This is a genomic window from Streptomyces populi (assembly GCF_002911015.1).
Lineage (GTDB): Bacteria > Actinomycetota > Actinomycetes > Streptomycetales > Streptomycetaceae > Streptomyces > Streptomyces populi.
Window position 1 is genome coordinate 120,062 of record NZ_KZ626848.1, and the last position, 18,411, is coordinate 138,472.

General features: G+C 71.3%; 15 protein-coding genes and 1 pseudogene. 10 read left to right on the forward strand and 6 right to left on the reverse strand.

Annotated features, from left to right (window positions below; all coding sequences use genetic code 11):
- The first annotated feature begins 46 nt into the window (after positions 1-46).
- Positions 47-574 (forward strand): hypothetical protein, encoded by a 528-nt coding sequence (locus CW362_RS07755; RefSeq protein ID WP_103548615.1) that lies wholly within the window; start codon positions 47-49, stop codon positions 572-574.
- Here CW362_RS07755 and CW362_RS07760 read toward each other — a convergent pair.
- The 3 genes and pseudogenes from CW362_RS07760 to CW362_RS07770 all read right to left on the reverse strand — a co-directional run.
- Complete coding sequence (locus tag CW362_RS07760; RefSeq protein ID WP_103548616.1) at positions 567-1,718, reverse strand: serine hydrolase domain-containing protein; 1,152 nt, start codon at positions 1,716-1,718, stop codon at positions 567-569. The two genes, CW362_RS07755 and CW362_RS07760, sit on opposite strands and share 8 nt — an antisense overlap.
- A 180-nt stretch (positions 1,719-1,898) precedes the next feature.
- On the reverse strand, positions 1,899-2,582 hold the full coding sequence (locus tag CW362_RS07765) for a glycerophosphodiester phosphodiesterase (RefSeq protein WP_103548617.1): 684 nt from the start codon (positions 2,580-2,582) through the stop codon (positions 1,899-1,901).
- Positions 2,583-2,599: 17 nt separating this feature from the next.
- A pseudogene (locus CW362_RS07770) lies at positions 2,600-3,748 on the reverse strand (adenosine deaminase); the annotation flags it as partial.
- Positions 3,749-4,208: 460 nt separating this feature from the next.
- Here CW362_RS07770 and CW362_RS44020 point away from each other — a divergent pair.
- The gene (locus tag CW362_RS44020) at positions 4,209-5,006 is read left to right on the forward strand and encodes a DUF4190 domain-containing protein (RefSeq protein WP_206300889.1); all 798 of its coding nucleotides are present in this window, start codon (positions 4,209-4,211) and stop codon (positions 5,004-5,006) included.
- A 40-nt stretch (positions 5,007-5,046) separates the two neighbouring features.
- Here CW362_RS44020 and CW362_RS07780 read toward each other — a convergent pair whose 3' ends face one another.
- Together CW362_RS07780 and CW362_RS07785 are read right to left on the reverse strand one after the other, a co-directional pair.
- A complete protein-coding gene (locus CW362_RS07780; RefSeq protein ID WP_103548634.1) occupies positions 5,047-6,570 on the reverse strand; it encodes an MFS transporter in 1,524 nt (507 codons plus the stop codon).
- Positions 6,571-7,005: 435 nt separating this feature from the next.
- Entirely contained in the window at positions 7,006-7,569 is a 564-nt protein-coding gene (locus CW362_RS07785) for an NADAR family protein (RefSeq protein ID WP_103548619.1), read from the reverse strand.
- Positions 7,570-7,776: 207 nt separating this feature from the next.
- Between CW362_RS07785 and CW362_RS07790 the strand changes: the two genes are divergently transcribed.
- The 8 genes from CW362_RS07790 to CW362_RS07825 all read left to right on the forward strand — a co-directional run bounded on the left by CW362_RS07790 (position 7,777) and on the right by CW362_RS07825 (position 17,815).
- Entirely contained in the window at positions 7,777-9,303 is a 1,527-nt protein-coding gene (locus CW362_RS07790; protein ID WP_103548620.1) for a gamma-aminobutyraldehyde dehydrogenase, read from the forward strand.
- Between the two features lie 76 nt (positions 9,304-9,379).
- Positions 9,380-10,627, forward strand: a complete 1,248-nt coding sequence (locus tag CW362_RS07795) for a polyamine ABC transporter substrate-binding protein (protein WP_103548635.1) — start codon at positions 9,380-9,382, stop codon at positions 10,625-10,627.
- Between the two features lie 5 nt (positions 10,628-10,632).
- Positions 10,633-11,787 carry an ABC transporter ATP-binding protein gene (locus tag CW362_RS07800; protein WP_103548636.1) on the forward strand — a complete coding sequence of 385 codons (1,155 nt, stop codon included), beginning with the start codon at positions 10,633-10,635 and terminating at the stop codon, positions 11,785-11,787.
- Entirely contained in the window at positions 11,787-12,716 is a 930-nt protein-coding gene (locus CW362_RS07805; protein WP_103548621.1) for an ABC transporter permease, read from the forward strand. The genes CW362_RS07800 and CW362_RS07805 overlap by 1 nt, the downstream gene beginning before the upstream one ends.
- Positions 12,717-13,517 carry an ABC transporter permease gene (locus tag CW362_RS07810; protein WP_103548622.1) on the forward strand — a complete coding sequence of 267 codons (801 nt, stop codon included), beginning with the start codon at positions 12,717-12,719 and terminating at the stop codon, positions 13,515-13,517. It abuts the gene before it with no gap.
- 30 nt (positions 13,518-13,547) lie between these two features.
- A complete protein-coding gene (locus CW362_RS07815; protein ID WP_103548623.1) occupies positions 13,548-14,975 on the forward strand; it encodes an NAD(P)/FAD-dependent oxidoreductase in 1,428 nt (475 codons plus the stop codon).
- A gap of 328 nt (positions 14,976-15,303) precedes the next feature.
- Complete coding sequence (locus tag CW362_RS07820) at positions 15,304-15,777, forward strand: bifunctional DNA primase/polymerase (RefSeq protein WP_103548624.1); 474 nt, start codon at positions 15,304-15,306, stop codon at positions 15,775-15,777.
- A gap of 205 nt (positions 15,778-15,982) precedes the next feature.
- Positions 15,983-17,815 (forward strand): chitinase, encoded by a 1,833-nt coding sequence (locus CW362_RS07825; RefSeq protein WP_103548625.1) that lies wholly within the window; start codon positions 15,983-15,985, stop codon positions 17,813-17,815.
- On the opposite strand, the gene CW362_RS07830 is transcribed toward CW362_RS07825, so the two are convergent.
- On the reverse strand, positions 17,754-18,404 hold the full coding sequence (locus tag CW362_RS07830; RefSeq protein ID WP_103548626.1) for a phosphatase PAP2 family protein: 651 nt from the start codon (positions 18,402-18,404) through the stop codon (positions 17,754-17,756). The two genes, CW362_RS07825 and CW362_RS07830, sit on opposite strands and share 62 nt — an antisense overlap.
- Positions 18,405-18,411 lie beyond the last annotated feature (7 nt).

Sequence of the window (18,411 nt, forward strand, 5' to 3'; positions counted from 1 at the left end):
CGGGGGCGGTTTTGAACACGTTCAAGTCGGGGCGTACGCTCCCGGTATGAGCGACAGAGCCGCCCTGCTCCGGGGCATCCGTGCGTGGCTTGCCTTCTTCGTCGTCAGCCTGGTGCTCAGTGGCGCCACGGCCTTCCCCCTGGTGCACGAACTGCACTGGACCGAGGACCTGTTGAAGGCCCTGTCCGTGCCGGAGCACCTGCCCGCCCTGGCGGACTGGATCGAACGCGTCCGGCGCGGCCTCGACACCGCCGACGCCGACTACCCCTTCCTGCTCTACGGAACGGACTGGCTGGCGTTCGCGCACCTGGTGATCGCGGTCGCGTTCTACGGCCCGTACCGCGATCCGGTCCGCAACATCTGGGTCGTCGAGTTCGGGATGATCGCCTGTGCCGGCATCGTCCCGCTGGCCCTGATCTGCGGACCGGTCCGCGGAATCCCCTTCTGGTGGTCGGTCCTCGACATGTCCTTCGGGGTCTTCGGGGTGATCCCGCTGTACGTCGTCCGGAAGAGGATCAAGCGTCTGGAGGCGCTCGGCGCCGGCCCGACGCCCGTGCCGGTGCCCGCTACTTGAGCGCGGCCAGGGCGATCCGCCGGGCCACCGGGTTCATCTCCTCGCCCTTGGCGTCGGTGGAGCCGACCGAGTAGACGACCGTGCGCGACAGGTCCCGGGTGGCCGCGATCACGGTGCTGTATCCGTACCGGGCACCCGACTTGAGCCAGTAGACCGTGCCCCCGTACTCGAAGCGCTGGAGTCCCGCGCTCATGTCGGCGCCCTCGATGTCCGAGGGCACGGTGAACATCTCCTCCAACTGCCGCGCCGGGACCAGGTCGCCCCGGAACAGGTGCGTGACCAGCCGCTCCAGGTCCGCCGTGGTGGAGATCATGTCGCCCGCCGCCCAGCGGTCCGCCTGGTTCCAGTCGGTGACGTCCACGAACGCGGTCGTGCCGTCGGGCCGGGGAACCGCCTGGTACCCGTGGTTGTGCGGCCCGTGGATGCGCGGGTCGGTGCCGGGGAAGTACGTGTGGCGCATCCCGGCCGGACCGAGGATCCGCCGGGCCGCCTCGTGCTCGTAGCTGTGACCGGTCACCTTCTCGATCAGCAGGCCGAGGACCGTGTAGTTGATGTTCAGGTAGTCCTGCCGGGTGCCCGGCGCGAACTCCGGTCCCTTCGCCACGGCGGAGGCCACGACCCGGCGCGGGGTGAGGGTGTCGAAGCGGTGCGCGTACGCGTCCTCGAAGGCGTCGCCGAAGCCGTCCCCGGCCCGGATGCCGCTCGTGTGGTTGAGCAACTGCCGTACGGTGACCGGCTCGAAGGAGGACGGCAGCAGCCCGGGGAGGTACTTCTGCACCGGAGTCCCCAGCCCGATCCGGCCCTCGGCCGCGAGCTGGAGGACGACCGCCGCCGTGACGACCTTCGTCGTGGAACCGGCGCGGAAGCGGGCGTCCGGATCGGCCGCGCGCCCGCTCTCCAGGTCGTGCACCCCGGCGCTGCCGCGCCAGGTGCCGTCGCTGCCCCCGACCCGTACGAGCGCCGCCGTCGCGTCCGCGTCCGGGAGTCCGGCGAGCGCGGCGCGCAGCGCGGCGGCGTCGGGCCCGGTGGACGTCCGCGCCGCCACGGGTGCGGGGGAGGCGGAGGCCGGAGCGACCAGCGGTCCGGCCGCGAGACCGAGGGCGAGAGCGGCGGCGAGGACGACTGCGGTACGGCGTACGGGCATCGAGTGCTCCTGAGGAGGTTGTGCCGGAAGGGGACACCGCTCATCCTCGGCCGGTGCGCCCGCCCCGGGATCCTCACCAGGCAGGGCACCGCCCCCCGTATCCGTGCCGGGGTCGCCCCTAGGGGGACGGCGTCAACTCCCTTTGGTCAAACACCTCTTGAGTTCGCTCCGGACCCCCGCTCAGTCCCCGCGCAGGGCCGTCAGCGCGTCGATGCGGTTGGTCGTGATCGAGTCGACCCCCGCGTCGAGCAGCCGGCGCATGGAGCGACGGGTGTCCGGGGTCCACACGGAGAGCAGGTGGCCGTCGCGGTGGACGCGGTCCGCCAGCTCCCGGTCCACCAGCGGGAAGCGGTAGTTGAGCCAGCGCGGGCGTACGACGTCGAGCAGGCCGGGGCGTGGCGGTGCCAGGGTCGTCCAGGTCAGCGCGATCTCCGCGGACGGGTCGGCGGCCCGTACCGCGAGCATGGCGGGGGCGGCGGCGCAGTAGTACACCCGCTCCCCGGCCCCGCACGCCCGCACCACGTCCACGACCTCGCGCGCGACCCTCACGTCCACCTGTCCCGGCAGGTCGACCATGACCCGGCTGCCGCCGGTCGCCCCGAGCGCCTCCGCCAGCGTCGGCACACCGCCCGCGGTGAGTCCGCTCACCTCGTCGCCGGAGAGCGAGCTCAGCGGCCGGTCGTGTCCCCACAGGCGCTTGAGCGTCGCGTCGTGCAGCAGGACGGGTACGCGGTCGCGCGTGAGCCGTACGTCGATCTCGACGGCGTCCGCGCCCCGGCGGAGCGCGGAACGCAGCGAGTCGACCGTGTTCTCACGGGCGCGATAGGGGTCGCCGCGGTGGGCGACTGCGGTCAGGGTGCGCATGGGGCCATTGTGGTGGGTCAGGGCGCGAGCCAGGTCGCGGCGTACGTGTCGATCTCCGCGACGAGTTCGGTCTTCTCCGCGTCGCCGAGGAACGAGGCGTTGACCGCGTTCTTCGCGAGCCCGGCGACGCCCTGCTCGTCGAGGCCGAGGAGGCGGGCGGTGACCGCGTACTCGGTGTTGAGGTCGGTGCCGAACATCGGCGGGTCGTCGGAGTTGACGGTGACCGTCACCCCGGCCGCCACGAACTCCTTGACGGGGTGTTCGCCGAGGGTGCGGACCGCGCGGGTGGCGATGTTCGACGTCGGGCAGACCTCGAGCGCGATGCCGTTCTCGGCGAGATGGGCGAGCAGCCTCGGGTCCCGCGCGGAACTCGTGCCGTGGCCGATGCGTTCGGCGCCGAGGAAGTTCAGCGCGTCCCAGACCGTCTCCGGACCTGTCGTCTCACCGGCGTGCGGCACCGACCGCAGTCCCGCCGCGCGGGCACGGTCGAAGTACGGCTTGAACTGGGGCCTCGGCACGCCGATCTCGGGACCGCCGAGCCCGAAGGAGAGGAGCCCCTCCGGCCGCAGCCGGTCGTCGGTCGCGAGCCGCATGGTCTCCTCGGCGGCCTCCAGACCGGCCTCGCCGGGGATGTCGAAGCACCAGCGCAGGACGACACCGAGCTCCTTCTCGGCCCCCTTGCGGGCGTCCTCGATCGCGTCCATGAAGGCGCGCTCGTCGATCCCGCGCCGCGTGGACGACCACGGAGTGATCGTCAGCTCGGCGTAGCGCACCTGCTGGCGCGCCATGTCGCGGGCGACCTCGTACGTCAGCAGCCGGACGTCCTCGGGCGTGCGGATGAGGTCGACGACGGACAGGTACACGTCGATGAAGTGGGCGAAGTCCGTGAACGTGAAGTAGTCCACGAGCGCCTCGGCGTCGGTCGGCACCCGGGAGTCGCGGTGGTTGGCGGCGAGCTCGGCCACGATGCGCGGGGAGGCGGAGCCGACGTGGTGGACGTGCAGTTCGGCCTTGGGCAGCCCGGCGATGAAGGTGCCCAGGTCACGGGCGTCGTCACGTGCGGTGATGTGCTCGGTCAACGGGTTCCTCCCCGGAACGGCGTCCCCGTGCCGTGTTCGGCGGGACGCGGGTGATCGGCTGATCGACGGTTCGGGATCATCGTAGGCGTCCGCCGCCGTCCGGGCCCGGTGCGTTCTGCCGGGAGGTGCGGGCCCGTACGACGGAGATCCACGGAGGAGCACGGGCCGTAGCATGACGGAACGTACGAGAGAGGGGACCTCGCGCATGTCCGACGACGCCCAGAGGCCGGCAGCCCCGCGCGACGCGGGTGCGTGGGCTCCGCCCGGCGGGGCGGACCCGGCGTCCGCGCGGGCCGGGTCGGCCGGGACGGGCGCCGCCGCGGACTCCGGTCCCGCCGCGGACGCGATACCCGGCGCGGATCGCGCGTCCGCCACCGGTCCTGACCACGTGACACCTGCCGCCGGTCCGGACCACACGGTGCCTTCGCCGGACGGCGGCCGGGACGGGCACCCGGACGGTGACCGGGGCGGAGAAGCGGGCGGCGACCGCGACGGTGGTCCGGGTCCCGGGCCCGAGGGGAGCACGCCTCGGACGGACGGCGCGTCCGTGACGGGCGGTGTGTCCGGCGACGAGCCGAGGGGCTCCGTGCCCGCGCAGGGCACCGCGCCACTCGCCGCCGCTCCCGCCCCCGACGCCAAGGTCTCCCTGGGGAAGCGGGACGCGGGCGGGGAGCCCGGGTTCGACCCCTGGGCGCCGCCCGAGGAGACCTCTCCGTCCGGGAGGGCCGCACGGGGGAGCGCCGCGCCTCCTCCGGCGTACGGCCTTCCGGCGATCACCTCGCTGCCCGGCGCACCGGTCCCGCCCGGACCGGGAGGCCCCGGCGGTCCCTCCTGGGGCAACCCCTTCGCCCCGCCGACGGGGAACAACCCCTTCGCGGCGCCGACGGTCCCCACCCCCTACCCGCAGCCCGTTCCCGGCGAGCCCGTCCCCCCGCCGCCGATCGCCCCCGGCGGCCCGGGCCTTCCGTACGGCTACGGCCCCCCGGGGTACTCCGGCGCTCCGGGCTACGGCTGGCCCCTGATGCAGCCGATGCCGAGCAACGGCATGGGAACCGCCGGGCTCGTGCTGGGCATCATCGCGGCGGTGCTGTTCGTCGTGTGGCCGCTGGCGATCGTGCTGGGCGTCCTCGCGGTGGTCTTCGGGCTGATCGGCGGGGCCAAGGCCCGCCGCGGCGAGGCCACGAACTCCGGGCAGGCACTGGCCGGGGTCATCTGCGGAGCCGTCGGGCTCGTCCTCGCCGTCGCCGTGTTCGTCCTCATCATCGTCTTCGCCCCGAACGACAGGGGCGGTGACCCGGGCGACGGCGACGGCTTCTCCACGTCGTTGCTGACACACCGGCGATGACCTGCGGCCGGCCCGCCCGCGGGCCGGTCCGACGGCGGTGTCAGCCGGCGGGCGGGGGGTCGTCCCGCGCCGCCGTACCCCCTCGGCCCCCGGGGTGGCGCAGGGCGCAGAAGAACGCGACGGCGAGCGCGATCGCCATGCCGTAGAAGACCCACTGGTTGGCCTCGGCGAAGTCCGTGCGGACGTCGGCCATCACCTCGCGCATGGTCGACGCGGCGGCGCCGGTCCCCGTCGGCTGCCGTGCGTCGGCGTTGCCGGTGACGGCCTGGGCGATGTCGTCGGCGACGTCGTGGGCCCTGGCCGACGACAGGCCGTGGGACGTGAGCGTCGAGACGACGTTGTCCGTCATCCTGTGCGTCAGGATCGTCCCGAAGACGGCCAGCCCGACACTGGCCGCGTAGTTGCGGACGGTCTGGGTGATGCCGGTGACCTCGCCGTAGGAGGCGCCGATGGACCGGTTGACGGCGTCGGTGGACGCGGGCGCCAGGATGAAGCCGATGCCCGCTCCCGCGAGGGCGACGTAGGGCCACTGGTCGTGCATGGACAGGTCGGTCAGCTTGCCGGCCCAGAGGTAGAACCCGACCGCGCCCAGGACGGCGCCGATCTTCATGGGCGGCCGCGCGCCCTTCTTGTCCAGCATGCGGCCGCCCCACTGGGAGGCGATCGCGAAGCCCGCGAAGAAGTACAGGAGGTAGAGCGCCGCCTGGTTCGGCGAGGCGCTGAGGGAGACCTGCGCGTACACCGAGGCGAAGAAGAAGACCGGGACGAAGGCGAGCATGGCGAAGAAGAGCACCAGGGCGTCCACGGTGAACGCCTTGTCCCGGAAGACCGCCAGGTTGACCAGCGGATGGCGCCGGTCCCGTTCGTAGCGGCAGAACAGGACCAGGACGACGAGGCCGCCCACGATGCAGACCCAGGTCGCCACGCTGCCCCAGCCCCAGGACGCGGCCTGCTGGAATCCGAGGACGCTCAGGCCCATGCCCACCGCGATGAGCACGGCCCCGACGACGTCCAGCGACTCGTCGCGCCGCCGGTCGGGAATGCGGGCCAGCACGGTCAGCACGAGCGCCACGACCGCGACGGGCACGTTGACCCAGAAGATCGCCCGCCAGGTCCACGCCGTGAGCCAGCCGCCCAGCAGCGGGCCGACGGCCGTCAGCGCTCCCGACAGTCCGAAGAACAGCGCCAGGGCCCGGCCGCGCCGGTCCACCGGGAACACGGCCACGACCACGGCGAGCGCCGCGGGGAAGAGGAGGGCGGCCCCCAGGCCCTGCGTCGCCCTGAAGACGATCAGCCAGGTCTGGGCGAGGTCCCCCTCGGGCACACAGCCGCACAGCACCGACGAGACGACGAACACGAGCGTGCCGACGACCACGACACGGCGTGGCCCGAGCAGGTCGGCCAGCCGCCCGCCGAGGGCGAAGAAGGCGGCCAGCGACAGCAGGTAGGCGTTCACCACCCACTGCATGCCGGACGCCGAGAGCCCCAGCTCGCGCACGATGTCCGGTGCGGCGATGGAGACGATCGTCTGGTCGATGAAGGTCATCGACACCGCGAAGAGCATCGCCGCCAGGGCGAGCGACTGGTTCGGGGTGCGGGGTCCTGTGGCCGCGGTGTCGTCCCGCGACGCATCGATGCCGGTCACGGGCACAGTCTCAGCCGGTTCGCCCGCCGCTGCATCCGGGCCGCCGCACGACCGGGCGCGTGCCGAGACGTGCCGAGGGCACCCGCGGAGCCGTGCCGGGGCCCGTGGGGAACCGTCGAGTACGCCCGCGGAGGACCGTCGAGGGGCGTCCGCGGAGCCGCCCTGCCGCCCGGCCCTTCTCGTGCCGGGCGCCCCGCTTCCCCCCCGGCACCGTGAAGCCCCCGCCGAGCCGGGGCCGTCGGCCGCCGCGCGGACCCGGTGGCAGGACCGGGGCGGCGGCACCCGCCGCGCGGAGCGCCGCCACGTGGAACCCGGGGCGCGGTGGCCCCTGGTTCCCGCGTCCGGGTCCCCTGTTCAGGCCGGCTGCCGACGCAGCCGCTCGCGTGCCTCCATCAGGGCGAAACCCAGCAGGTTCGCGCCCCGCCAGCGCCGGGGGTCGTGGGCGCCCTGGTCGGTGGCGGCGAGGCCGATGCCCCAGACCCGGTCCATGGGGCTCGCCTCGACCAGCACCCGCCCGCCCGTGCCCAGCAGGAACGCCCGCAGGTCGGGGTGGGCGGCGAACTTGTGGACGCTGCCCTCGACGACGATCCCGAACCGCTCCCGCTCCCACACGGTCTCGTCGAAGCCGCGCACCAGCCGCCCCGCCTTCTTGGCGAGCGCGGGGTTCGCCGCGGCGACGGCCTGCCGCTCGGCCTCGGCGTCGCGGAAGAGGCGTGCCTTGGACGCCATCATCCAGTGCTCCGCCGTCGCGTACTCGACCCCTTCGACCACGAAGGGTGACGGCCACCACTGGCTGAGACAGCCCGCCCCCACCGAGCCGTCGGCCCTCGGGCGGTGTCCCCAGAAGTGCAGGTACTTCACCGGCGTGCCCGACGCGACCGCGCTGATCAGCGCATCGCGTGTATCGATCTTCCCCATGCACGCCACTTTGGCACGCACCACTGACACACCGTCCCGCCTTTTTCGGGAGGACTCGACACCTGGTCAAAGGATTCCGTCGCGTAACCAAAAGGCAACAACGGAATCACTTGTTGGAGTCCCTTTGCTCTGTCAGGATCGGCACTCAAATCGATCTGGAGCTACGCCGGCCCCGTCTCGACGGGGAGAACGGCGGAGGAGAGCGACATGCACAATCCGGGCCATCGCTTCCAGGCGCAGGACCGCCTCGCGGACGGCGCGCAGTACATCGGGGGCCGTCTCGTCGAGGGCACCTCCGGTCGTACGCACGCGGTCGTGGACCCCGCCACCGGCGAGGAGGTGTACACCTACGAGCTGGCGAGCACCGCCGACGTGGACGCCGCCGTCGCGGCCGCCCGCGCGGCGTTCCCCGGCTGGGCGGCCACCACCCCCGGGGAGCGGTCCGACGCGCTGCACCGGTTCGCCGCCGTGCTCGCCGAGCGGGCCGAGGAGTTCGCGCAGGCCGAGTCGCTACAGTGCGGAAAGCCCCTCAAGCTCACCCGTGAGTTCGACGTCCCGGGAACCATCGACAACACCGCGTTCTTCGCGGGCGCCGCCCGGCACTTGCAGGGCCAGTCGGCCGGTGAGTACTCCGGCGACCACACCTCGTACGTACGCCGCGAGCCCATCGGCGTCGTCGGCTCCATCGCGCCCTGGAACTACCCGCTCCAGATGGCCGCCTGGAAGATCCTCCCCGCGATCGCGGCCGGCAACACGATCGTGCTGAAGCCCGCCGAGCTGACCCCGCTGACCTCCCTGCTGTTCGCCGAGGCGGCCACGCACGCGGGCATCCCGGACGGTGTGATCAACATCGTGACGGGGCTGGGCAAGGAGGCCGGCGAACACCTCGTCGGACACCCCGACGTCGCCATGACCTCCTTCACCGGATCGACCGCCGTCGGCAAGCGCGTCGCCGAGATCGCCACCTCGACCGTCAAGCGCCTGCACCTGGAGCTCGGCGGCAAGGCCCCCTTCCTCGTCTTCGACGACGCGGACCTGGAGGCCGCCGTGCAGGGCGCGGTCGCCGGCTCGCTCATCAACACCGGCCAGGACTGCACCGCCGCCACGCGCGCGTACGTGCAGCGGCCGCTGTACGACGCGTTCGTGGAGCGCACCGCCGCCCTGATGGCGAGCGTCCGCGTGGGCGACCCGTTCGCGCCCGGCACCGACCTCGGCCCGATGGTCTCGCACGCCCAGCGCGACCGCGTGGCCGGATTCGTCGACCGGGCCCGCGGCTACGCGCGCGTGGTGACCGGCGGCGAGGCCCCGCAGGGGGACCTGAAGAGCGGCGCCTACTACGCGCCCACGCTCGTCGCCGACGCCGCGCAGGACAGCGAGATCGTGCAGGCCGAGATCTTCGGCCCGGTGCTCGTGGTGCTGCCCTTCGACACCGACGACGAGGGCATCGCGCTGGCCAACGACACCCCGTACGGACTCGCCGCCTCCGCCTGGAGCCGGGACGTCTACCGCGCCAACCGCGCCACCCGCGAGATCAAGGCCGGCTGCGTGTGGGTCAACGACCACATCCCGATCATCAGCGAGATGCCGCACGGCGGATACAAGGCCTCCGGCTTCGGCAAGGACATGTCCGCCTACTCCTTCGAGGAGTACACACAGGTCAAGCACGTCATGTTCGACAACACCGCGGTCGCCAGGAAGGACTGGCACCGCACGGTCTTCGGGGACCGGCCGTAGCCCCTCCACCGGCTACGGCCCAGTGGCACACCAGGCCGCGACCACGGCCGCGACCCTTCCGAAAGGGCACCAGAGCATGGAGCAGTACGAGCCCGAACGCCTGTCCCCGGTACAACTGGCCGCCATGCGGCGCAGTCTCCGCAGCGGCAGGGCGTCCCTCACCCGCCGTTCGCTGCTGCGCGCCTCGGCGGGCGGCGCGCTGGCCGTCGGCGGACTCGGGGCGCTGACCGGCTGCGGGATCCCCGCGGCCGGCCGGACGCAGGGCGGCACGTCCGCCCAGGACCACTCGGCCACGGAGAAGACCCTCAGCTTCTCCAACTGGACCGAGTACATCGACCTCGACGACAGCGGCAAGCACCACCCGACGCTGGAGACCTTCCGCAAGCGGACGGGCATCTCGGTCAAGTACACCGAGGACATCAACGACAACAACGAGTTCTTCGCGAAGATCAAGCCGCAGCTCGCCGCGGGCCAGGACACCGGCCGCGACCTGATCGTCCTCACCGACTGGCTGGCCGCGCGCGTGATCCGCCTGGGCTGGGTGCAGAAGCTGGACCCGTCCAACCTGCCGCACGCCTACACCAACCTGTCGCCGCAGTTCCGCAACCCGGACTGGGACCCGGGCCGCGCCTACTCGTACCCGTGGCAGGGTATCCCCACGATCGTCGCCTTCAACAAGAAGGCGCTCGACGGGATCGAGGTGAAGTCGGTCTCCGACCTCCTCGACAACCCGAAGCTCAAGGGCCGCGTCTCCTTCCTGTCCGAGATGCGCGACACCATGGGCATGACCCTGCTCGACATGGGCAAGGACCCGGCGAAGTTCACCGACGACGACTACGACGCGGCGATCGCCCGGCTCCAGAAGGCCGTCGACAAGGGCCAGATCCGCCGCTTCACGGGCAACGACTACACGTCCGACCTCACCAAGGGCGACATCGCCGCCTGTGTCGCGTGGGCCGGCGACATCGTCCAGCTCAAGAACGACAGCCCGGACGTCGACTTCGTCATCCCGGACAGCGGCTACATGACGTCGACCGACAACCTGCTGGTCCCCAACAAGGCGCGTCACAAGACGAACGCCGAGCGGCTGATCGACTTCTACTACGAGCCGGAGCAGGCCGCCGAACTCGCCGCGTACATCAACTACGCGACGCCGGTCGAAGGCGTGAAGCCCTACCTTGCCAAGATCGACCAGGACGCGGCGAACAACCCGCTGATCGTCCCCGACAAGGCCATGCAGGCCAGGTCCCACTCCTTCCGCGCGCTGAGCCAGAAGGAAGAGACGGCCTACGAAGAGAAGTTCGCGAAGCTCACAGGGGCGTGACGATGATGACGACACAGACCAGCGGCGACGTCCGCCTCAGCGGGATCAGCAAGACCTACGACAACGGCTTCACCGCCGTGCAACCGCTCGACCTGACCGTGCCGCAGGGCTCCTTCTTCGCCCTGCTCGGCGCCTCGGGCTGCGGCAAGACGACCACCCTGCGCATGATCGCCGGTCTGGAGGAACCTTCCTCCGGCACCGTGCACCTCGGCGACCAGGAGGTGACGCACCTGCCGCCCTACAAGCGGCCGGTGAACACCGTCTTCCAGTCGTACGCGCTCTTCCCGCACCTGGACATCTTCGAGAACGTCGCCTTCGGCCTGCGCCGACGCGGCATCAAGAGCGTCAAGAAGCAGGTCGACGAGATGCTCGACCTGGTCCAGCTCGGTGAGCAGGCGCGCAAGAAACCCCACCAGCTCTCCGGTGGCCAGCAGCAGCGCGTCGCGGTCGCCCGCGCACTGATCAACCACCCCAAGGTGCTGCTCCTCGACGAGCCGCTGGGCGCCCTCGACCTCAAGCTGCGCCGCCAGATGCAGCTGGAGCTCAAGCGGATCCAGACCGAGGTGGGCATCACCTTCGTGCACGTCACGCACGACCAGGAGGAGGCCATGACCATGGCCGACACGGTCGCGGTGATGAACGGGGGCCGGGTCGAGCAGCTCGGCTCGCCCACCGACCTGTACGAGAACCCGCGGACCACGTTCGTGGCCAACTTCCTCGGCACCTCGAACCTCATCGAGGCCGAGGTCGACACCAGGAGCGGCGAGGACATCGTGCTCAAGGCGGGCGGCGGCAAGCTGGTGCTGCCCGGGGCGCGATGTTCCGCCCCGGCGCAGGCGGGCGGCAAGGTCCTCGTGGGCATCCGCCCGGAGAAGATATCCCTCACCCACGCGGACGACGCGGGCGAGATACCCGCCGGCCGGAACCGGATCACCGGCAAGATCGCCCACTCCAGCTTCATCGGCGTCTCCACGCAGTACGTCGTCGACAGCGCCGTCTGCCCCGAGTTCGAGGTCTACGCGCAGAACGTCGACCGGGACCCCCGGCTGGTCCCCGGCGCGGACGTCGTCCTGCACTGGAGCCCGGCGCACACCTTCGGCCTCGACGCGGCTCAGGACATCGACGCCGGCGTCGAGACGGCCGGGGAGGAGGCCGCCTGATGGCCACCGTCACCGAGGCCGAAGCGCCGCCGCTCGCGCCGGAGACCGACCCGAAGCCGCCGAGGAAGCGGGGCCGTCTGGTCCCGTACTGGCTGCTCCTGCCCGGACTCCTGTGGCTCGTGATCTTCTTCGCGCTGCCGATGATCTACCAGGCCTCCACGTCCGTGCAGACGGGCTCCCTGGAGGAGGGCTACAAGGTCACCTGGCACTTCGCGACCTACTGGGACTCGCTCACCGAGTACTGGCCGCAGTTCCTGCGCTCGGTCTCCTACGCGGCCGCCGCCACGGTCCTGTGCCTGCTGCTCGGCTACCCGCTGGCGTACCTCATCGCCTTCCGGGCGGGCCGCTGGCGCAACCTGATCATGATCCTGGTGATCGCCCCCTTCTTCACCAGCTTCCTGATCCGCACCCTGGCCTGGAAGACGATCCTCGCCGACAGCGGCCCGGTCGTCGGCGCGCTCAACACGCTGCACGTGCTCGACGTCACCACCTGGCTCGGCTGGACCGCGGGAGACCGCGTCCTCGCGACGCCACTGGCCGTCGTGTGCGGTCTGACGTACAACTTCCTGCCGTTCATGATCCTGCCGCTCTACACCTCGCTGGAGCGCATCGACGGCCGGCTGCACGAGGCCGCGGGAGACCTGTACGCCCGGCCCTGGACGACCTTCCGCAAGGTCACCTTCCCGCTGTCGATGCCGGGCGTGGTCTCCGGGACCCTGCTCACCTTCATCCCGGCGGCCGGTGACTACGTCAACGCCGAGCTCCTCGGCTCGACCGACACCCGCATGATCGGCAACGTCATCCAGACCCAGTTCCTGAGGATCCTGGACTACCCGACGGCCGCCGCCCTCTCCTTCATCCTCATGGCCGCGATCCTCCTCATGGTCACGGTCTACATCCGCCGGTCCGGGACGGAGGACCTGGTCTAAATGCCCTTCGTCAACTGGCTCAAGCGTCATCTCGTCGTCATCGCGGGACTGCTGACGCTCTCCTACCTGCTGCTGCCCAACGTCGTCGTCACCGTGTTCTCCTTCAACAAACCGAAGGGGCGCTTCAACTACGAGTGGCAGCAGTTCTCCACGGACGCCTGGAAGGACCCGTGCGGGGTCGCCGACATGTGCGGCTCGCTCGGGCTCAGCCTCCAGATCGCCGTCTGGGCGACGCTCGGGGCCACCGTCCTCGGCACGATGATCGCCTTCGCGCTGGTCCGCTACCGCTTCCGCGCGCGTGGCGCCGTGAACTCGCTGATCTTCCTGCCGATGGCGATGCCCGAGGTCGTCATGGCCGCCTCGCTGCTCACCCTGTTCCTCAACATGGGCGCCCAGCTCGGCTTCTGGACGATCCTGATCGCCCACATCATGTTCTGCCTCAGCTTCGTCGTCACGGCCGTCAAGGCCCGTGTGATGTCGATGGACCCGAGGCTCGAACAGGCCGCCCAGGACCTCTACGCGGGACCCGCGCAGACCTTCCTGCGGGTCACCCTGCCCATCGCCGCCCCCGGAATCGCCGCGGGCGCGCTGCTCGCCTTCGCGCTCTCCTTCGACGATTTCATCATCACCAATTTCAACGCGGGCTCGACCGTCACGTTCCCCATGTTCGTCTGGGGTTCGGCACAGCGCGGAACGCCCGTCCAGATCAATGTCATCGGTACGGCCATGTTCCTCGTCGCCGTGCTGTTCGTCCTGGCCGGAATGATCATCGGAAATCGCCGGAACAGGCAGAAGGCATAACGTTCTCCACCTTTGTAGGGAGTTGAAATCATGGCCCCAAGCGCCATGACCCGTGGTAATCAGTGGACCAAATCCCTTTCCGACGCCCAGCCGGTCCCGTACTGGCTGGACGACCCCGGCAGGCCCCGCCCCGAGCCCGCGCTCACCGGTGCCGAGACCTGCGACCTGCTCGTCGTCGGCGGCGGCTACAGCGGGCTGTGGACCGCGCTGATCGCCAAGGAGCGCGACCCCGGGCGGGACGTCGTCCTGGTGGAGGGCCGTGAGGTGGGCTGGGCCGCCTCGGGCCGCAACGGCGGCTTCTGCGCAGCCTCCCTCACCCACGGTCTGGCCAACGGGCTCGCCCGCTGGCCGGACGAGATCGGGAAGCTGGAGGAGCTGGGCGCCCGCAACCTCGACGAGATCGAGGCGGCCGTCGCCCGCTACTCCCTCGACTGCGACTTCGAGCGCAGCGGCGAGATCGACGTCGCCACCGAGCCGCACCAGGCGGCCGAGCTGCGCGAGTGGTACCAGGAACTGGAGCGGCGGGGCCTCGCCGAGGGCATCGAGTTCCTCGACACCGGGGCGGTACGCGAACAGGTCGACTCCCCGACCTTCCTGGCCGGGCTGCACGACCGCCGCGGGGTCGCCATGCTCCACCCGGCGAAACTGGCCTGGGGCCTCAAGCGCGCGTGCGTGGAGCTCGGGGTGCGGGTGTACGAGCACACGCCCGCCCTCGCCCTGAAGCCGTACGGCGCCGGCATGGTCGTCCGCACCCCGTACGGCTCGGTCCGCGCCCGCCGGGTGGCCCTCGGCACCAACATCTTCCCCAACCTGGTCAAGCGCGTCCGTCCGTTCACCGTCCCGGTCTACGACTACGCGCTGATGACCGAACCGCTCACCGCCGAGCAGCTCGCGTCCGTCGGCTGGAAGAACCGCCAGGGGCTCGGCGACTCGGCGAACCAGTTCCACTACTTCCGGCTGTCGGCCGACAACCGCGTCCTGTGGGGCGGTTACGACGCGATCTACCCGTACGGCGGCCGGGTGCGCGCCGAGTACGACGACCGCCCGGAGACGTACGCCAAGCTCGCCGAGCACTTCTTCACCTGCTTCCCGCAGCTCGAGGGCGTCCGTTTCTCGCACGCCTGGGGCGGCGCGATCGACACCTGCTCCCGGTTCTCGGCGTTCTTCGGCAGCGCCCACCACGGCAAGGTCGCCTACGCGGCCGGCTACACGGGTCTCGGTGTGGGCGCCACCCGGTTCGGCGCGGAGGTGATGCTCGACCTGCTGGCGGGGGAGCGCACCGAACGCACCGAGCTGGAGATGGTCCGCAGGAAGCCGCTGCCGTTCCCGCCCGAGCCGTTCGCCTGGACCGGCATCGCGCTCACCAAGTGGTCGCTGGCACGGGCGGACACGCACGGCGGCCGGCGCAATCTGTGGCTCAAGGTGATGGACAGACTGGGCCTCGGCTTCGACAGCTAGGGCGTGTTTCGAAAGTCCCGTCTGGCTCGCGACGCCTGGTACGGCACCTCGCTGCGTTGTCGGGATCGCCCGAGTACGCCCAGTACGCGGGCGACCCTCCGCCTTGCGATGCACCGCACCAGGCGCCGCGAGCCCCGCCCTCCGGGCGGACGACGCCACTTTCGAAACACGCCCTAGGGCCGCGGCGGGCGGCGCCCGCTCCGCGTGGGCCGATGAGCCGGTGAGTTGAACTTCTTTCAAGTCGTCGCCCGAACCCGCGTAATGAACCGCCCGGACCTCCCTCTCCCCCGTGACGCGACCCGCGTCGACACGAGAGGGAGGTTCCGTCATGACAGGGCCCAAGGCGGCGGTCCAGTGGCTGGCATCCGTGGCTCCGGATCCCGAGGCCTGCCGCTGGGAGTGGGAGCGCGATCCGCGCGGGATCGCGCTGCTGCCCGCGGGGAGGGCCTGGGACGTCCTGATCCTGCCGGCCGAGCTCGGCTATCCGACCCTCGACGTGCTGACCCGGGTGCTCGACCTGCCCGGGCCGGTGCTCGTCGACTTCGGCGACGCCCGGACGGGCTTCTTCGTGCCCGCGGGCACCGCGGCTCGGTGGCTGGGCACGGGGGTGCGCACGGCGGGCCACGGCACATGGATCGTGGTGCCGTATCCGGGGCGGTCGACCGGTGGGGTCCGCTGGCTGGTCCCGCCGGACGGCTCGGGCACCCTCACCGACCCGGCACTGCTCGAACTGGCCATGCACGAGGCCGCGGCGGGCCTCGCGGGGAGACGGGAGGGGTGGGGTGAGCGCCGGTCCCGATGAGGGCGGCGGCGGGGACCGGTGGGGGTGAGGGGCGGGGGTGAGGGGCGGTTCCGGTCGCGGTGAGGGGCCCGGTTCCGGCGGCTGTCCAGGAGTCGTTCCGGTGGAAGCGTGAACTCCGGTACGTGCCGGGGGACTTGACAACCGAATTGGTCTGGACCAAGTTGGGCGCGCCCCACCCTCCAACTCCCCCTGCCCGGAGGCACTCATGGCCCCCACCAGACACGACAGACCCCTCGCGCACCGTCGCCGACGGCTGCTCGCCGCCTGCGCGGCCACCGTCCTGGCCGTTCCCGGCCTGGTCGCGCTCTCCTCGGCCGCCCAGGCCGCGGACGTCGACCTCGTGAAGAACGGCGGCTTCGAGTCGGGCCTGGGCAACTGGGCCTGCACGGCATCCGCGGTCGTCAACTCACCTGTGCACGGCGGAAGTTCGGCGATGACGGCGACCCCGGCCAGCAGCGACTACGCGCAGTGCTCGCAGACCGTGACGGTGAAGCCCGACGCGCAGTACACCCTCTCCGGCTACGTCCGCGGTGCCTACGTCTACCTCGGCGCGACCGGCACCGGCACGACCGACGTCAGCACCTGGACCCCGTCCGCCGCCGACTGGCAGCACCTCAGCACCACCTTCCGCACCGGCGCCGCCACCACCCAGGTCACGATCTACACGCACGGCTGGTACGGCACCGGTTCCTACTGGGCCGACGACCTCTCGCTGACCGGCCCCGGCGTCGACGCGGGACAGCCGCCGGCCGCGCCCACCGGTCTGAGGACCGGCACGGTCACGTCCTCGTCGGTCGGTCTGTCCTGGACGGCGGTGTCCGGCGCGACCGGCTACTCCGTCTACCGCGACGGGGCGAAGGTCCAGAGCGTCACCGGGACCTCGGCCACCGTGAGCGGGCTCTCGGCCTCCACCGCGTACTCCTTCCAGGTCACCGCGACCAACGACGCGGGCGAGTCCGCGAAGTCGGCGACCGTCACCGCGACCACTTCGGCGGGCTCCGGCGGGGGCGGCGGCTCCTCCGACCTGCCCACGCACGCGCTCGTCGGCTACCTCCACGCGAGCTTCGCCAACGGAGCCGGATACACGCGCATGGCCGACGTGCCCGACAGCTGGGACGTCATCGACCTGGCCTTCGGCGAGCCGACCTCCGTCACCTCGGGGGACATCCGCTTCAACCGCTGCCCGGTCACCGAGTGCCCCACGGTCGAGAGCGACGCCGACTTCAAGGCCGCGATCAAGGCCAAGCAGGCGGCCGGCAAGAAGGTGCTGATCTCGATCGGCGGCCAGAACGGCCAGGTCCAGCTGAGCACCACGGCCGCCCGTGACACCTTCGTCTCCTCGGTCTCGAAGATCATCGACACCTATGGCCTGGACGGCCTGGACATCGACTTCGAGGGCCACTCGCTCTCCCTCGACGCGAGCGACACGAACTTCAAGAGCCCGACCACCCCGGTGATCGTCAACCTCATCTCGGCCCTGAAGACCCTGAAGGCCAAGTACGGTTCGAAGTTCGTGCTGAGCATGGCCCCGGAGACGTTCTTCGTCCAGCTCGGCTACCAGTACTACGGCACCGGCAAGTGGGGCGGCCAGGACCCGCGCGCCGGGGCGTACCTCCCGGTGATCCACGCGCTGCGGGACGACCTGACCCTCCTGCACGTCCAGGACTACAACTCCGGGTCGATCATGGGCCTCGACAACCAGTACCACTCCATGGGCGGCGCCGACTTCCACGTCGCGATGACCGACATGCTGCTGACCGGCTTCCCGGTGGCGGGCGACGCGAACAACGTCTTCCCGCCCCTGCGGCCCGACCAGATAGCGATCGGCATGCCCGCCACCACCAACGCGGGCAACGGCTACGTCGCCCCGGCCGAGGTCACCAAGACCCTGAACTGCCTCACGAAGAAGACCGACTGCGGCTCGTACGCGACCCACGGCACCTGGCCGGGCCTGCGCGGCCTGATGACGTGGTCGGTCAACTGGGACCGGTTCGGAGGCTGGGAGTTCTCGCGGAACTTCGACGCGTACTTCGGCTGAGGAAGAGCCACAGGCAGGACAGCAGCATCGCGCAGAGGCACCAACTGGCCACGACGTCCAGTGGCCAGTGGTAGCCGCGCCGGACCAGGCCGAAGGCCACGCACGCGTTCAGGGCCGCGCAGACGCACAGCAGCGCGCCCCGGGCACCGGCGGTGCGGAGCAGCGGGAGCAGGAGCAGGGTCGCCGCCCCGTACGCGACGAAGGCGGTGGCGGTGTGGCCCGAGGGGTAGAAGCCGGTGCCGGGTCCCATGACCGGGGGACCCGGCCGGGCGACGAGTTCCTTCAGGGGCACGACCACCGCGGGGACCAGGAGCATCAGGACCGCGGCGGCGGCCGGGGGCAGCCACCAGCGGTCCAGGCCGGTGGCACGGTTCCGCCGGGCGACGAGGACCAGCGCCAGGGCGAGGAGCGGCACCGCCACCTGGACACTGCCCAGGTCGGCGAACAGTTCGGAGAACCGGTCCGGGTGGACGAGGGTGCCGCTCAGCCGCTCGTCCAGGCGCACGAGGGGGCCGCCCGCCACGACCTGCCAGGTGACGAGCGTGAAGCAGAGGGCGGGCAGGCCGAACATCAGGGGTGCGCGGGGCATGGGGGAC

What these genes read in the sequence shown, in the direction of transcription:
- CW362_RS07755 (WP_103548615.1), top strand. Translation starts at nt 47, where the DNA reads ATGAGCGACAGAGCCGCCCTGCTCCGGGGCATCCGTGCGTGGCTTGCC.
- CW362_RS07760 (WP_103548616.1), bottom strand. Translation starts at nt 1,718, where the DNA reads ATGCCCGTACGCCGTACCGCAGTCGTCCTCGCCGCCGCTCTCGCCCTC.
- CW362_RS07765 (WP_103548617.1), bottom strand. Translation starts at nt 2,582, where the DNA reads ATGCGCACCCTGACCGCAGTCGCCCACCGCGGCGACCCCTATCGCGCC.
- CW362_RS07780 (WP_103548634.1), bottom strand. Translation starts at nt 6,570, where the DNA reads ATGCTCTTCGCGGTGTCGATGACCTTCATCGACCAGACGATCGTCTCC.
- CW362_RS07785 (WP_103548619.1), bottom strand. Translation starts at nt 7,569, where the DNA reads ATGGGGAAGATCGATACACGCGATGCGCTGATCAGCGCGGTCGCGTCG.
- CW362_RS07790 (WP_103548620.1), top strand. Translation starts at nt 7,777, where the DNA reads ATGCACAATCCGGGCCATCGCTTCCAGGCGCAGGACCGCCTCGCGGAC.
- CW362_RS07795 (WP_103548635.1), top strand. Translation starts at nt 9,380, where the DNA reads ATGGAGCAGTACGAGCCCGAACGCCTGTCCCCGGTACAACTGGCCGCC.
- CW362_RS07800 (WP_103548636.1), top strand. Translation starts at nt 10,633, where the DNA reads ATGACGACACAGACCAGCGGCGACGTCCGCCTCAGCGGGATCAGCAAG.
- CW362_RS07805 (WP_103548621.1), top strand. Translation starts at nt 11,787, where the DNA reads ATGGCCACCGTCACCGAGGCCGAAGCGCCGCCGCTCGCGCCGGAGACC.
- CW362_RS07810 (WP_103548622.1), top strand. Translation starts at nt 12,717, where the DNA reads ATGCCCTTCGTCAACTGGCTCAAGCGTCATCTCGTCGTCATCGCGGGA.
- CW362_RS07815 (WP_103548623.1), top strand. Translation starts at nt 13,548, where the DNA reads ATGGCCCCAAGCGCCATGACCCGTGGTAATCAGTGGACCAAATCCCTT.
- CW362_RS07820 (WP_103548624.1), top strand. Translation starts at nt 15,304, where the DNA reads ATGACAGGGCCCAAGGCGGCGGTCCAGTGGCTGGCATCCGTGGCTCCG.
- CW362_RS07825 (WP_103548625.1), top strand. Translation starts at nt 15,983, where the DNA reads ATGGCCCCCACCAGACACGACAGACCCCTCGCGCACCGTCGCCGACGG.
- CW362_RS07830 (WP_103548626.1), bottom strand. Translation starts at nt 18,404, where the DNA reads ATGCCCCGCGCACCCCTGATGTTCGGCCTGCCCGCCCTCTGCTTCACG.